This is a genomic window from Streptomyces sp. NBC_00873 (assembly GCF_045207415.1).
Classification (GTDB): Bacteria; Actinomycetota; Actinomycetes; order Streptomycetales; family Streptomycetaceae; genus Streptomyces.
Map to the genome: position 1 here is coordinate 4260509 of NZ_CP108803.1, position 13873 is coordinate 4274381.

The window sequence follows — 13873 nt, forward strand, 5'->3', positions numbered from 1 at the left end:
CGGGGCGCCGGTCCGGTGCGTTTCAGGCAGTGCCGTTTCAGGCGGTGACGCCGGTCAGACCGCTCGCTCCACCACACCCTGCGGGGCGCCCGAGGCCGCGTCCGGCTCGGCCTCCACAGCCGTCACCGCCACCACCTCGGTCACCTTCTCCTCCGTCGGAAGCCCGCGCATGAGCACCCAGTACCCGAGCGCCGCGACGGTCCCCAGCACCCCGCACATCCCCCACAGCCACGTCGCCCCGTAGTGGTCGATCACCAGACCGGACATCAGCGGAGCGACCAGCGCGGCCGCCGACCACGACAGCGTGTACATGCCCTGGTAGCGGCCCCGGCCGTGGGCCGGGGAGAGGCGGACGACCAGGCTGCTCTGGACCGGTGCGTTGATGATCTCGCCGACCGTCCAGACACAGATCGTCAGCGCGTACACGGCGACCGACCCGGCGAACACGGTCAGCCCGAATCCGTACCCCGCCAGCAACGACGACACGACCAGCAGCCCGCGCGGGTCGCGGTGCTGGATGAAGCGGGTGGCGGGGATCTGGAGCGCCACGATCAGCACACCGTTGACGGCGATCGCGGTACCGAAGTCGGAGCTGGAGAGCCCGTCCGTACCCATCGCCACCGGCAGCCCCACGTACCCCTGCTGGAAGATCAGCGCGACCACGAACGACAGTCCGACGACGCTCATGAAGCGGCCGTCGCGCAGCACGGTGGAGAGCCGGACCTCGGACTCGGCCGCCGCGCCCTTCGTGATTCCCGGTGTCCGCTCCGGCCGGGACTCCGGCACCTTCAGGAAGACGACGACCGCGCAGAACAGCGTCATCGCGGCCTCGGCCATGAACCCGGCCCGATAGCTGTACTCGGCGATGAACCCCGCGCCCGCGGACGACACCGCGAAGCCCAGGTTGATCGCCCAGTAGTTCAACGAGAACGCCCGCACCCGGTCCTCGGGCCGGACGATGTCGGCCATCATCGCCTGCACCGCAGGCCGGGACGCGTTGCTCGTCATGCCGACGAGGAACGCGACCGCGGCGATCGCGACCGGATGGACCATGAACCCGAGCAACGCGACCGACGCGGCGGTCGAACTCTGCGCGATCAGCATCGTGGGCCGCCGCCCGAGCCGGTCCGTCATCACCCCCGCGCCGAGCGAGGAGACGACCCCGCCGAGCCCGTGCAGCGCGACGACCAGCCCCGCGTACGAGGCGGAGTAGCCCCGGTCCAGGGTCAGGTAGAGGGCCATGAAGGTGGCGACGAACGCCCCGAGGCGGTTGACCAGAGTGCTGGTCCACAGCCACCAGAACTCCCTGGGGAGACCGGACACGGTCTCGCGTGCGGCCCGTCTGAGACCGGCGACAGACATAACGGTTCCCCCCGGGGACGTACGGAACGGGTTCGAGCGGTAAGTGGCCCGATGGCTATCAGCACATTACGAAGCTCTGCTTCCGGACCGCCACTCGTTTGACGGCTGCCGTCAATCGAAGCCGCCCCACCCGCCACTCCCCCGCCGCCTGTCCGCCCTGTGACCGGCCGCGTGAAGCCCGCACGGGTTCGATTACGCTCGGACTCATGGCCGACGCACCGTACAAGCTGATCCTCCTCCGCCACGGCGAGAGCGAATGGAACGCGAAGAACCTGTTCACCGGTTGGGTGGACGTCAACCTCACCGAGAAGGGCGAGAAGGAGGCAGTCCGCGGTGGTGAGCTGCTCAAGGACGCCGGTCTGCTCCCCGATGTCCTGCACACCTCCCTCCAGAAGCGCGCCATCCGCACCGCGCAGCTCGCGCTGGAGTCCGCCGACCGCCACTGGATCCCGGTCCACCGCTCCTGGCGCCTGAACGAGCGTCACTACGGCGCCCTGCAGGGCAAGGACAAGGCGCAGACCCTGGCCGAGTTCGGTGAGGAGCAGTTCATGCTCTGGCGCCGCTCGTACGACACCCCGCCGCCCGTCCTCGAGGACGGCGCCGAGTTCTCGCAGAGCGACGACCCGCGCTACGCGTCGATCCCGAGCGAGCTGCGTCCGCGCACCGAGTGCCTCAAGGACGTCGTCGAGCGCATGCTCCCGTACTGGTACGACGGCATCGTCCCGGACCTGCTGGCCGGCCGCACGGTCCTGGTCGCCGCCCACGGCAACAGCCTCCGCGGCCTGGTCAAGCACCTCGACGGCATCTCGGACGCCGACATCACGGGCCTGAACATCCCGACCGGCATCCCGCTCGCCTACGAGCTGGACGCCGACTTCCGCCCGCTGAAGCCGGGCGGCACGTACCTCGACCCGGACGCGGCGAAGGCCGCCATCGAGGCCGTGAAGAACCAGGGCAAGAAGAAGTAGCACACCGAAAGCAAGCCCCCTACCTGCGGTATCTCCGCGAGTAGGGGGCTTGTTGCTGCCCTGGGGCCGCCGCTGGGCCGTCAGGTGCTTGATCGGGCCGTATCGGAGACAGCAGCCACAGCCGTGCGCGTACACACGGAGCGTCAGCCCTGGGTCCGAAGTTCCCCCTGAACCGGGACAGGACGCGAAAGCGGCCCCCGGGACCCCCGTGGTCCGAGTGGCCCCCGGATCCGCGCCGTCAGGAGATGCGGATGCCCGACCAGTTCGTGGCCTTGCCGACCTGCGACCGGTTGTCGAAGCCGCCGTGGCCGTTGCCCCGGTTCAGCCAGGCGCGGCCGTCCTTGTCGAGCGAGATCAGGTCGGCCCGGCCGTCCCCGGACAGGTCGAGCCCGCCGACCACGTCCTTGTAGGAGGTGCCCCAGTCCTTGAAGACCAGCGACCGGGGCGTGAAGGTGCCGGCGCCGGTCCCCCTGAACCGCCACAGCTCGTTCGACGCGTCGAGGGCCAGCAGGTCGTTCTTGCCGTCGCCGTCGAGGTCCCCGGCGGCGATCAGCCTCTTGTAGCCGCCGAAGCCGGACCCGGCGAGCGCGCGGGCCTTGAAGCCGCCCGCGCCGTTGTTCGCGTACACGTACAGCTTCCCGGTCGAGGCGGACCGGGTCAGCAGGTCGGCCCGGCCGTCGCCCGTCACGTCGCCGGGCGAGACGACCGCGTCGTACCCGCTCCAGTCCGACGAGACCTTGACGTGGAACGACTGCTGGTCGGGCAGCCCGCCGCAGATCGTCGGGTAGACGCGGGCCTCGCCCTTCGGGTAGCGGACGAACACGTCGTTGCAGCGGTCGCCGTCGAGGTCGCCGAACGGCAGCACGAGCGTGCCCGTCGGCCAGCTGCTCGCGCGCTGCCCCGCGGACAGCTTCGTCGCGTCGCCCGCGTACACCTTCAGCCCTGTGCTGTTGCGGCCGAACAGGTCGGCCTTGCCGTCGTCCGTGTAGTCACGCCACTTGGGCAGCGCGCGGCTGGTGGTGGTGGCCTGGTAGACGCCGTCCAGGACGTTGCTGTTCGTCTCGGTCCGCTTGTACTCGTCCCACAGCACGACGGGCCGGCCGAGCGCGTCGGCGGCCACCTGGGGCGCCCCGGTGAACTGGGCACTCGTCGCGCTCAGCCGCCGCGGGGCGGACCAGGTGCCGCCTTTGAAGACGGCGGCCATCGTGTACTCCTCGTTCGAGTAGCCCTCCCGCCACGTCACCGTGACCGTGCCGCCCGAGGTGGCGGCCGCGCCGACCGCGCGCACCTTCTTGTGCGTGGAGAAGCGCTGCGTGTACGGCTGCCAGACGCCGGTGGCCGCCGAGCGCACCGCGTACCAGGGGCCGGTCGAGTAGCCGGGCCCGCCGACGACGAAGAGGTCGCCGTTGGGCAGGTAGACGGGCGCCGTCATCCCGTACGTGCTGCCATAGTTGGCGGCGGACCGCGGGGTGCTCCACTGCGTGGCGCCGGCGGGCCGGCGCGTGTGCATGAGGTGCGCGGTGTTGTCGTAGAACACGTCGAAGCCGCCCTGTGGATTGGCGAACACCTTCGGGCGCGCCAGGTCCACGCTCGGGACCGGGAAGCCCTGGACCGCGGTCCAGGCGGACGCGCCGGGGGCCTTCTCCAGGGCGACGACGGCCTTGCTTGCCTGCCACTGCCACACCAGCAGGGCGGTGCCGTCCTTGGCGACCGCCAGGTCCATGCCGGAAATGTCCCGACTGCCGGACGGCGGCTGCTCGTTGAGGTCGGCCGGAGCGGTCCACGCGGCCTGCGGGCCGGTCTTCTCGGCGGCCTTCACGACGCCGGAGACCGACCACACGGCGACCAGTCGGCCGTCGGGGGCCGCAGCCAGGTGGTGGTAGCCCTTCTCGGGGACCGCGGCGACGTACTCGGGCTCGGAGAAGGCGGTCGCGCCGGGCGTGAGGGTGGCCACCTTCAGCCAGTAGTTGTTGTGGTCGTCGGCGCGCTTGGCCCGCCAGACCAGGCGCACCGAGCCGTCGCCGAGCGAGACAAGCTCGGTGTTGTACCCGCCGGCGTCCGGCCAGGTCTGCGGGGCGAGCCAGCGGGTGCTGCCGGCGGGCCGGATCCGGGTGGAACGGGAGAGCCCGTCGCCGGTGAGGGAGACGAGGGCGCCGTTCCCGGCCGACTCCAGGGCGTTCAGCCCGCCCGAGGCGGAGGCGGGGTTGGGGTTCGGGGCGTGCAGGGTGTGGGTGCCCCACGGGCCCGGCGCACGCGTCTCGACGGTGGCCGGGGCAGTGCCGGCGGCCGTGGCGGTGGTACCGGTGGCCGCGGCCGTGATGGTGGTGTGGGCGGCGGCCGGGGCCGCGGCCGCAAGGGCGAGGACGGAAGTGAGCGCGATGCCGAGCGCCGCGCGGGACTGCGAAGTCATGGGAATGCCCCCCCGGGCAGGGCGTATCCGGTGACACGGATTCGCCGAACTGTTCGAGCAAGTCAGGCGCAGCGTATATCAGCCAAGATCGCCCCGCGCGAAGGTTTCCCCCCTGCTCAGAGGAATTCGGCGGCAGTATCTGGTGACGGCCCGTGCGTTGACCCGGTACGACGTCGCCGAGGTGCGGCTGCGGCCCGAGCTGTCGAAGTCGACGGTCCGCCGTACGGGAACTGCCCGAGCCGTCGTCCCCCTCGGCTTCTGACGACCCGGCACCTCCGTCCAAGAGGTGGTGGCACGCGAGGTGACGGACCGTACCCACCGCCGTACTGTGTGGCGCAGCACGTTGGGCGATCGGGAGAACGGTCATGGGCGAGCCACTGAAGACCTTTGTCGGCGGCACCGAAGTCGACGTGCCCAACAGCATTCCGGACATCCGGGCCACGCTGCCCGAGAAGAGACGCGAGGAGTTCGACCGCGCCATCAACGGGGCCGGAGTGCACGAGATCCAGGCCGTGATGCGGCACTGGATGCTGGAGGCCGTGCCCGATCCCGAGGCCGAGCGGATCCTGGACCGGCTGGCGCGGGACGAGGCCGAGAGGCGGAGCGTCGCTTGAGCTTCCGTATCTCCTACGCTCCGCCCGCCGACGACACCCTGGCCAAGATGCGGGAAGGCGACACCTTCCGGGACGAGATGGCGCGCACCCTGGGAAGCGACCCGTACGGGCACGGGTCGTCCGCCGTCAAGAGTGAGCACGACCGGCGTGAGGCGACCGTCGCCGGGGCCATCGTGCTCTATTACGTCTCCGGGTCCGTCCTCACCGTCACCGTGGTGCGGCTGGTCCCGCTTCCCTGACTTCCGCCGCTCAGGCGAGCTTTGCGAGCTGCGCGTCGACCACCGCGGTCGGCAGTTCGAAGTCCTGGCCCGTGCCGGAAGCGGCCAGGTTGAGAGAACTGAACGACGCGACCGTGGCGCCCTGGCGTGCGACGACCAGCTTGAGCGGGGCCTTCTCGCCGTCCTGTTCCACCGTCAGCGTCCAGGCGGCGGCCTCCTCGCCGCCCGAGATCTTCTCCTCCTTGATCGTGACGACCTTCTGCTTCGTCCCGGCCGCGGTGAGGGTGAAGCCGCCGGAGCACGCGGTCGCCGCGGTACGCAGGCTCTCGACGGTGTCCTGGGCGCCCTTGCCGTCGTACGAGGCGAGGGACGTCATCGTCGTCGTGATGTCGAAGGCGGCGGTGAAGGCCTCGCCCGCGTCCTCGCTGTCCAGCTTGTCCTTCTGGCCCTTCTTGGGCTCGCTGATCACCTTGCGCCGGTTGACCGCCGCGGGCGTGCCGAGCTCGGCGCCCATCAGTGCGTCGGCGAGAGGCTCGCAGGCCTCCTTGTCCGCAGTGACGTCCGAGGCTGAGACGACATCGGCCTTGCCCGTCTCGGCGACCTTGTGTCCCTTGACGTCACCCTGGACCAGCGCGACCTTGTCCAGCTCGGCGGCGGTCAGCGCCTTGGCAGCAGGCTGGGCCGCGGCGCTCTCCTTGCCCTTGCCGTCGCCGCCCTTGCCGCCGGAGTCGGAGTCTCCGCCACAGGCGGTGGCAAGCAGGGTCAGGGACATCGCGCAGGCGGCGGCAACGGCGGTACGGCGTATGGCAGTAGGTCTCATGGCCCAACCCTATGAGCGAGCCATGGTTTGAAGATCAACCAATTAAGGCACAGCACTTGATCGTGATTGCGTTGTGATCACCCCGTGAGAGAACGTGGAGGCGACGCTGCGGTCACGGGGGTGACGTGACCGCAGCGCCTGCGCTCCGCGTACGGGCGTCGGTGCGCCGGCGCCCGCTGTGCGTCGTGGAGGTTCTGCGGCCGTAGCGGCGACGGCACGGTTGATTGCGGGGGCCGCGTCGGCGGAGCCGTCGGGTACGGCGCCGTGGTCCAGGACATCGGCGAGGGAGGTCAGTTGGCGGGCCGCTGAGTCAGATGCGTGAACGCGTCCAGGTTCCGCGTGGACTCGCCGCGCGACACCCGCCACGCGTACTCCTTGCGGATCGCGCTCGCGAAGCCCAGCTCCAGCAACGTGTTGAAGGAGCCGTCGGCCGCTTCGAGGACCGTGCCGAGCAGTCGGTCCAGTTCCTCGGGCGTGACCACGGAGAGCGGCAGCCGGCCGACGAGGTAGACGTCGCCGAGCCGGTCGATCGCGTAACTCACGCCGAAGAGGCGGAGGTTGCGCTCCAGCAGCCAGCGGTGGAGCGCCGCGTCGTTCTCGTCCGGGTGGCGGATGACGAAGGCGTTGAGGGAGAGCGAGTGCTTGCCGACGATGAGCGAGCAGGTGGTGGACAGCTTGCGGGTACCGGGAAGCTTCACCACGTAGGTACCGCGGTCGGGGCTCTCCCATTCGAGCCCGGCGTCCTTCAGCGTCGCCTCGATGACCTGCGCTGTTGCCGCTTCGGCGGATACGTCAGCCATGGGGTGAGCGTACGTGAGGTGTGGTGCGGGCGTACGTCGCCCCGGCGCGGGTGCGCGTCGGCCGTGGTGGGCGCGTGCGTCAGACGTGGTGGACGCGGACCCGACGGCGGTGTTCGTGCATCGCCGCCGTGTACACGTCCGCGGTCGCGGACGCGGCCGTGTCCCAGCCGAAGCCCTGCGCATGCGCGGCCGCCGCCCCGCCCATCCGGGCGACGAGCTCCGGCGACTCGGCGAACCGGGCCAGCGCCTGTGCGTACGCCTCCGGGTCGTGCCCGGGGATCAGGAAACCGCTCGCCCCGTCCCGTACCGCCACCGGCAGCCCGCCCACGGCCGCCGCGACGACAGGGGTGCCCGCCGCCTGCGCCTCGATGGCGACCAGGCCGAAGGACTCGCTGTACGAGGGCATGACCAGCACCGACGCCGCCCGGAACCAGTCGGCGAGCTGGTCCTGGCCGACCGGCGGGTGGAACCGCACGACATCGGCGATCCCCAGCCGCGCCGCCAGCTTCTGCAGCCCCTCCGGCTTGGCGAGCCCGCTGCCGCTGGGGCCGCCGACCACCGGAACGACGATCCGGGAACGGAGCGAGGGGTTCCGGTCCAGCAGTACGGCCACCGCGCGCAGCAGCACATCGGGGGCCTTCAGCGGCTGGATGCGGCCCGCGAAGAGCGGGATGAGGGCGTCCTGGGGCAGTCCGAGGCGGGCCCGGGCGGCGGCCCGCCCGTCGGCGGGGCGGAAGCGCTCGAGGTTGACCCCTGGGTGCACGACGGCGACCGCCGCCGGATCGGCCTCGTAGAAGCGGACGAGCTCGTCCACCTCCTCCGCGGTGTTCGCGATCAGCCGGTTCGCGGCACTGACGATCTGTGTCTCGCCGATGACCCGGGCGGCCGGTTCGGGGGTGTCGCCCTCGGCGAGCGCGGCGTTCTTCACCTTCGCCATGGTGTGCATGGCGTGGACGAGGGGAACGCCCCAGCGCTGCGCGGCGAGCCAGCCGACATGGCCGGAGAGCCAGTAGTGGGAGTGGACCAGGTCGTAGTAGCCGGGCCGCTGGCCGGCCCAGGCCTGCATCACGCCGTGCGTGAAGGCGCAGAGCTGGGCGGGCAGGTCCTCCTTGGCCAGACCTTCGTACGGTCCCGCGTCGACATGCCGGACCAGGACGCCGGGCGACAGCTCGACCGCCGGGGGCAGTGCGCCGGTGGTGGCCCGGGTGAAGATCTCCACCTCGATGCCGATCGCGGCGAGCCGCGTGGCCAGCTCCACGATGTAGACGTTCATGCCGCCCGCGTCGCCCGTGCCCGGCTGGTGCAGCGGGGACGTGTGGACGGAGAGCATCGCGACGCGGCGGGGTTTGCGGTGGCTGCCGGGAAAGGCGCCGGGGAACCTCAGGCGCGGCGCCATACGGCTGCTGCCGAGCCGAGAGACGTACTGGCTCACGTCGTCCGGTCCTCCTCGCTCAGGGCATGACACCGAAGGGACACGGAGCCCCATCGAAAGGCTGGAACAGCGGAATGCCCCCTTTCATTTCCGCTTTACCAAATCATTACGCTCGGCCACGGCGCGTCACCACGCCTGCCCGGACGCGACGGTCGTGGAGGTCGCCGCCCCAGGGATCGTTAGGCTCGCTGTCATGCGCCCCATCGGCACCGCGACCCGCGGGACCACCAACCCGAACCGGCTCCGCCGCATGGACCGCTGGATCGCCGCCACGCACGGTCCGGCCCTGCGCCGCTCCGATGCCCCCATCGCCGTCGACCTCGGGTACGGGGCGGCGCCCTGGACCGCCGTGGAGTTGCTGCACCGCCTGCGCACCGCCGAACCGCGCACGGCGGTCGTCGGCATCGAGATCGACCCGGAGCGGGTCGCGGCGGCGAAACCGTACGAGGAAGAGGGGCTCACCTTCGTCCACGGCGGCTTCGAGATCCCGCTGGCCGGCCGCCCCACCCTCATCCGGGCGGCGAACGTGCTGCGCCAGTACGACGAGGGCGAGGTCGCCGCGGTCTGGCAGCGGCTCTGCGCCCGGCTCGCACCGGACGGGCTGCTGGTGGAGGGCACCTGCGACGAGATCGGGCGCCGCCATGTGTGGGTGGCGCTCGGCCCCGAGGGCCCGCGCACGGTCACGTTCGCGACCCGCCTCGGTTCCCTGGACCGCCCCTCCGATCTCGCGGAACGACTCCCCAAGGCGCTGATCCACCGCAATGTGCCGGGCGAACCGGTCCACGCGTTCCTGCGCGACTTCGACCGGGCGTGGGCCGCGGCGGCGCCGTACGCCTCACTGGGCGCGCGGCAGCGCTGGATCACCGCGGTGCGTTCGCTCTCGGACGACTGGCCGCTGACGGACGGGGTACGGCGGTGGCGGCAGGGCGAAGTCACGGTGAAATGGGCGGCGCTGCGGCCCGAGCCCGACAGGCTCTGAACGAGAGTGCTTCGAGGGACACCCGGGAACGCGGACGGGGCGTCGTTCGTCCCAGACGAAGGGGAGCGATCCCCGCGCACCGGCATGACCCGTTTGACCCGAGTATCCGTCAGGACAGGAGCTGTACGCCTCTGTTGCTTTTCGGTACGGCATGGCACGATCTCGACGTCGCAAGAAGTTACTGACGGTAAATCAGATCCGTTCGGAGGGGGAGTCCGTGAACCGACGCCACTGTGCCGCTGCCGCGATCACTCTGGTCTGCACGCTGACCGTACTGACCGCGCCGACCCAGGCATTCGCGGCGCCCGCACCACCCTCCCCCACCGCCTCTCCCGGGGCGCCGAAGAAAAGCCTCGAAGAGGTGCGCAAGGAGATAGACGCCCTCTACCGCAAGGCCGGGGCGGCCACCGATGCGTACAACCTCGCAGACGAGCAGACCAAGAAGCAGTCCGGTGAGATCGTCGAACTGGCGAAGGCGATCGTCGAGGGACAGGCGAAGATCGCCGACCTCAAGAGCAAGGCGGGCGCCCAGGCCCGCGAGCAGTACCGGACCGGCGGGCTGCCGCCGGGCGCGCAACTGATGCTCAGCGACGACCCGCAGATGTTCATGGACGGCATGAACCGGGTCTGGCAGGGCCAGCAGGCAGCCAAGGGGGTCCTCGGTGAACTGACCAGGACCCAGGCGGACTTGGAGATGTACACCAAGGACGCGAGCACCAACTGGAAGAAGCTCGAAGCCAACCGGATCAAGCAGGCCAAGGCCAAGAAACAGATCAACGCGCAGATCGCCGCCGCGAAGAAGCTGGAATCACAGCTGGAGAAGAAGGAGCGGGCCCGCCTCCTCGAGCTGGAGCAGGAGGCGGAGTACCAGGCACAGACCGCCTGGCTCGGCTCCGGCGCCCTCAAGGAGATCAACCGCGAGGCGAGCGAGCGCGGCAAGAAGGCGGTGGCCTTCGCGACGTCGCAGATCGGCAAGCCGTACGTATGGGGGGCCGAAGGCCCGGGGTCGTACGACTGCTCCGGGCTGACGTCCCAGGCGTGGGCGGCGGCGGGACGGCCGATCCCGCGCACCTCACAGGAACAGTGGCGGCAGCTCCCGCACATCGCGATCAAGGACATGCGCCCCGGCGACCTGATCATCTACCACGGTGACGCCAGCCATGTGGGGATGTACATCGGCGACGGCGCGATCGTGCACGCACCGCGCCCGGGCCGGAATGTCACGCTGGCGGGCGCGGGCTCGATGGCGATCCTCGGGGTGGTCCGCCCGGACAAGTAAGACCGACCGGCAATTGGGGGTGGGTGAAGGAGCGGGGCTGGGGTGCGTGCATCGCAAGGCGGAGGATTGAGCCATGGCGAATGGGGCCTCCCCTGCTCGAGCGAAGCCGAGAGCTCGGGGAACATGGTGATGGACGACAACGCCGCGAGGTGCGTGCCCCAGCCCCGTGACGCCGCCCCCCAATTGCCGGTCGGTCTAAGGCCCCCGCACCAGCCCCCGCGACCAGTGACCCGGACCACGCAACCACGCGCCCGCACCCGGTGACCGGGACCATGTGCCCGCGCCGTGAGCCACGCCACCCCCGGCCCCGCCGCAGGGTGATGTTCGTCATGTCTCCCCACCCGGTCCCGGGCGGGCACATCGCGCCGGATCCGTGACGGGACGCGGCTTATGGCTCCGCATATGCCAGGGGTCGCTTGCCGTTCGCCATTCCGTTCGCCTGTCCGGTACCGCTATCGTCCCGGTCTGGCGGGTCGTCGATCGTCGTTCCGCCGCGCCCTCGGGGGGAGGGAAGGAAACCGAACCGATGCCCGTACCCGTAGCGCAGCAGCAAGCCGTTCCCGCTGTGGAAACCACCCACGTCGCCGACCTCACCCTCCTGGTGATCGAGGACGACCCGGCGGGCACCTTCACCGTCCCCGAGCTCCCGGCCGCGGCCGGCACCCGGGTGCGCATCCGCACCGCCCGCAATCTGACCGAGGCGGGCCGGCTCCTCACGGACGACGTCGACTGCATCCTGCTGGACCTGGCTCTGCCGCCCAGCAGCGAGACACGCGCCGGCGCGGGCGCTGAGGGGCCTGCCGGGCTCGCCACCCTCAAGCACGTCCTGCGCATCGCACCGCGCCACGCCGTCCTCGCGCTCACCGCGGAGGACGACACCGAGCTGGCCGCCGAGGCGGTGCGTGTCGGCGCCCAGGACTATCTCTTCCGCGGCGAGCTCGACGGACGGCTGCTCACCCGCGCCATCCGCTACGCCGTCGAACGCAAGCGCGCCGACGTGGCGCAGCACCAGCTGACCGAGTCGAAGCTGCGCGCCCAGGAGAACGCCCGACTGGAACGCGGGCTGCTGCCCACCCCCCTGCTCCAGGGCTCCGACCTCCGCTTCGCCGCCCGCTACCGCCCAGGACGCAGCCGCGCACTGCTCGGCGGGGACTTCTACGACACGGTGCGTACGCCCGACGGCACCGTCCACGCGATGATCGGCGACGTCTGCGGCCACGGCCCGGACGAGGCGGCGCTCGGCGTCGAACTGCGCATAGCGTGGCGGGCATTGACGTTCGCCGGGCTCTGCGGGGACGAGCTGCTCTCCACGCTCCAGCAGGTCCTGGAGCACGAGCGGGAGAGCGAGGAGATCTTCGCGACGCTCTGCACCGTCGACATCACCCCCGACGGGCGCCACGCAGGTTTCTGCCTGGCGGGCCACCCCGCGCCGCTGATCGCCCGCCACGGGCGGGCGGCGCAGCTGCTCCCGTACGAGAACGGCGGCCCGGCCCTGGGGCTGCTGCCGCGCGCCCGCTGGCCGCGCAGGCAGGTCGAACTGGGTGGCTCCTGGAGCCTGATGATGTACACGGACGGTCTGATCGAAGGCCGCGTCGGGGCGAACGAGACGCAGCGGCTCGGCCAGGACGGCATGGTTGCGATGATCAACCGTCAACTGGCGGAGGGGCTCACCGGAGAGGCGCTGCTGGAAGCCGCCGTGGCCGAGGTCCGGGAGCTGAACGGCGGCGAACTGACCGACGACGTGGCGGTCCTGCTGCTCGACCGCGACCGGAGCGGCAGCTGGGGCCGCAGCCGGAGCACGTCGCTCCCCCGCCCCCGCCCCCGCCCCGGATCGGCGCCGTCGCCCGCGAACGCTCAGCGCCCGCCGTTGTAGGGCCCGTACGGCCCGTCACTGCTGGAACCGCCGCGTCGGCCACCGCCGCCGGAGACCGCCTTGAGCGCGGGCCGTACGTCGACCATGAAGACGATCGATGCGACCACGCCCGCGAGCTGCAGGAACAGCATCGGCACGAAGAGGTTCACGGCAACGGTGATGCCGAGAATGATCAGCCAGAAGGACTTCTTCTGCTTGTCCGCGGCACGGTACGCGTCCTCGCGGGCCGTCGCGGCCAGGAACAGTGCGACCACGGCCAGGACGAGCATGATCATGTAGAGCAGCCAGACGAGCGTGCTGAATCCTGTGAGCAACATGGTGTGCACCGCCTAATAAGTGGATGAGCGCCTCGCGGCCAAGGTACCGGGACAACGAGCCGGCCACCCCGAAAGGTGCCCGCCCCGCGCCCCGGTACACACCGTCCCCGGCGCTACTTGGCGGTCGGCGGCGTGGTCTTCTTCGCCACGGGCTTGTGCGTGGGCACCTCCGCGGGCTTGTGCGTGGGCACCTCCGCGGGCTTGCGCGTGGGCACCTCCGCGGGCTTGCGCACGGGCGCCTTCTTGGCGGGCGCGGCCGGCGTCCGGGTCTCCGCCTTGGCGGCGGTCTTCGGCTCGCTCTTCGCGGCGGGCTCCGCCTTCGGCTTCGGCTTGGGCCCGGACTCCCGCCGCGGCTCGACGACGACGGCGATCTCGACGATCTCCTCGGCGGTCTCGCCGCGCCACGTCCGCACGGTCTGCTCGCCGCGCTCGGCGACCTTCTCGTACGTCTCCCGGGCCCGTACCGCGTACTCCGCGGCCACTCCCAGGCTGCGCAGCGCCAGGTCCTGGGCCGACTCGCTGAGCTTCTTCAGATCGGTGTCGAGCGACCCGAGCACCTCGGAGACCTTGGCCTGCACGGTGGCCTGCGCCTCCCTGGCCTGCGTGGTCACCTTCTCCTGGACGGCCTTGGGGTCCGTGTTGCGCACGGCCTCGATCCGCTCGGGCGCCTCGGCCCGCAGCTGCTCGATCAGGGCCGGAACCTTCCGGGCCTGCTCTACGGCGAGGTCCGCCGTACCGGCGGCGAAGTAGAGGGGGGTCGGGTCGGTGAGGGTCTTACGCAGGTCATCGGTGATGGCCATG

The 13873-nt window shown here is 71.0% G+C and carries 13 protein-coding genes; 6 read left to right on the forward strand and 7 right to left on the reverse strand.

All coding sequences use genetic code 11. The annotated features are described in order from the left end of the window. Nucleotides 1–54 precede the first annotated feature (54 nt). On the reverse strand, nt 55–1362 hold the full coding sequence (locus OH809_RS19460; RefSeq protein WP_406421218.1) for an MDR family MFS transporter: 1308 nt from the start codon (nt 1360–1362) through the stop codon (nt 55–57). Between the two features lie 206 nt (nt 1363–1568). Between OH809_RS19460 and OH809_RS19465 the strand changes: the two genes are divergently transcribed. After that, nucleotides 1569–2330 carry a phosphoglyceromutase gene (locus tag OH809_RS19465; protein ID WP_266983164.1) on the forward strand — a complete coding sequence of 254 codons (762 nt, stop codon included), beginning with the start codon at nt 1569–1571 and terminating at the stop codon, nt 2328–2330. A 238-nt stretch (nt 2331–2568) separates the two neighbouring features. Here OH809_RS19465 and OH809_RS19470 read toward each other — a convergent pair whose 3' ends face one another. Then, nucleotides 2569–4740 carry an FG-GAP repeat domain-containing protein gene (locus tag OH809_RS19470; RefSeq protein WP_406421217.1) on the reverse strand — a complete coding sequence of 724 codons (2172 nt, stop codon included), beginning with the start codon at nt 4738–4740 and terminating at the stop codon, nt 2569–2571. Nucleotides 4741–5105: 365 nt separating this feature from the next. Between OH809_RS19470 and OH809_RS19475 the strand changes: the two genes are divergently transcribed. Then, nucleotides 5106–5354, forward strand: coding sequence for a hypothetical protein (locus OH809_RS19475; protein ID WP_406421216.1), 249 nt, complete (start codon nt 5106–5108; stop codon nt 5352–5354). Continuing rightward, the gene (locus OH809_RS19480) at nt 5351–5593 is read left to right on the forward strand and encodes a hypothetical protein (protein WP_266983174.1); all 243 of its coding nucleotides are present in this window, start codon (nt 5351–5353) and stop codon (nt 5591–5593) included. The genes OH809_RS19475 and OH809_RS19480 overlap by 4 nt, the downstream gene beginning before the upstream one ends. A 10-nt stretch (nt 5594–5603) precedes the next feature. Here OH809_RS19480 and OH809_RS19485 read toward each other — a convergent pair whose 3' ends face one another. From OH809_RS19485 to mshA, 3 genes are all read right to left on the reverse strand, one after another. Beyond that, complete coding sequence (locus OH809_RS19485) at nt 5604–6392, reverse strand: hypothetical protein (protein ID WP_406421215.1); 789 nt, start codon at nt 6390–6392, stop codon at nt 5604–5606. Between the two features lie 290 nt (nt 6393–6682). After that, the gene (locus OH809_RS19490; RefSeq protein WP_406421214.1) at nt 6683–7192 is read right to left on the reverse strand and encodes a YbjN domain-containing protein; all 510 of its coding nucleotides are present in this window, start codon (nt 7190–7192) and stop codon (nt 6683–6685) included. A 79-nt stretch (nt 7193–7271) separates the two neighbouring features. Continuing rightward, nucleotides 7272–8624 (reverse strand): D-inositol-3-phosphate glycosyltransferase, encoded by a 1353-nt coding sequence (gene mshA, locus OH809_RS19495; protein WP_406421213.1) that lies wholly within the window; start codon nt 8622–8624, stop codon nt 7272–7274. A 193-nt stretch (nt 8625–8817) separates the two neighbouring features. Here mshA and OH809_RS19500 point away from each other — a divergent pair, with 193 nt between their 5' ends. From OH809_RS19500 to OH809_RS19510, 3 genes are all read left to right on the forward strand, one after another. Next, complete coding sequence (locus OH809_RS19500; RefSeq protein WP_406421212.1) at nt 8818–9603, forward strand: class I SAM-dependent methyltransferase; 786 nt, start codon at nt 8818–8820, stop codon at nt 9601–9603. A 217-nt stretch (nt 9604–9820) separates the two neighbouring features. Then, nucleotides 9821–10882 (forward strand): C40 family peptidase, encoded by a 1062-nt coding sequence (locus OH809_RS19505; protein ID WP_406421211.1) that lies wholly within the window; start codon nt 9821–9823, stop codon nt 10880–10882. Nucleotides 10883–11408: 526 nt separating this feature from the next. Beyond that, complete coding sequence (locus OH809_RS19510; protein ID WP_406515395.1) at nt 11409–12755, forward strand: PP2C family protein-serine/threonine phosphatase; 1347 nt, start codon at nt 11409–11411, stop codon at nt 12753–12755. Here the strand turns inward: OH809_RS19510 and OH809_RS19515 are convergent. Then, nucleotides 12737–13072 carry a DUF2516 family protein gene (locus OH809_RS19515; protein ID WP_406421209.1) on the reverse strand — a complete coding sequence of 112 codons (336 nt, stop codon included), beginning with the start codon at nt 13070–13072 and terminating at the stop codon, nt 12737–12739. The genes OH809_RS19510 and OH809_RS19515 overlap by 19 nt on opposite strands. Before the next feature lie 113 nt (nt 13073–13185). After that, nucleotides 13186–13872, reverse strand: coding sequence for a hypothetical protein (locus OH809_RS19520; protein WP_406421208.1), 687 nt, complete (start codon nt 13870–13872; stop codon nt 13186–13188). Between the last annotated feature and the right edge of the window lies 1 nt (nt 13873).

Coding starts and splice junctions, on each gene's coding strand:
- OH809_RS19520 (WP_406421208.1), bottom strand. CDS start 13,872: ATGGCCATCACCGATGACCTGCGTAAGACCCTCACCGACCCGACCCCC.
- OH809_RS19470 (WP_406421217.1), bottom strand. CDS start 4,740: ATGACTTCGCAGTCCCGCGCGGCGCTCGGCATCGCGCTCACTTCCGTC.
- OH809_RS19475 (WP_406421216.1), top strand. CDS start 5,106: ATGGGCGAGCCACTGAAGACCTTTGTCGGCGGCACCGAAGTCGACGTG.
- OH809_RS19500 (WP_406421212.1), top strand. CDS start 8,818: ATGCGCCCCATCGGCACCGCGACCCGCGGGACCACCAACCCGAACCGG.
- OH809_RS19460 (WP_406421218.1), bottom strand. CDS start 1,362: ATGTCTGTCGCCGGTCTCAGACGGGCCGCACGCGAGACCGTGTCCGGT.
- OH809_RS19510 (WP_406515395.1), top strand. CDS start 11,409: ATGCCCGTACCCGTAGCGCAGCAGCAAGCCGTTCCCGCTGTGGAAACC.
- OH809_RS19515 (WP_406421209.1), bottom strand. CDS start 13,072: ATGTTGCTCACAGGATTCAGCACGCTCGTCTGGCTGCTCTACATGATC.
- OH809_RS19490 (WP_406421214.1), bottom strand. CDS start 7,192: ATGGCTGACGTATCCGCCGAAGCGGCAACAGCGCAGGTCATCGAGGCG.
- OH809_RS19485 (WP_406421215.1), bottom strand. CDS start 6,392: ATGAGACCTACTGCCATACGCCGTACCGCCGTTGCCGCCGCCTGCGCG.
- OH809_RS19465 (WP_266983164.1), top strand. CDS start 1,569: ATGGCCGACGCACCGTACAAGCTGATCCTCCTCCGCCACGGCGAGAGC.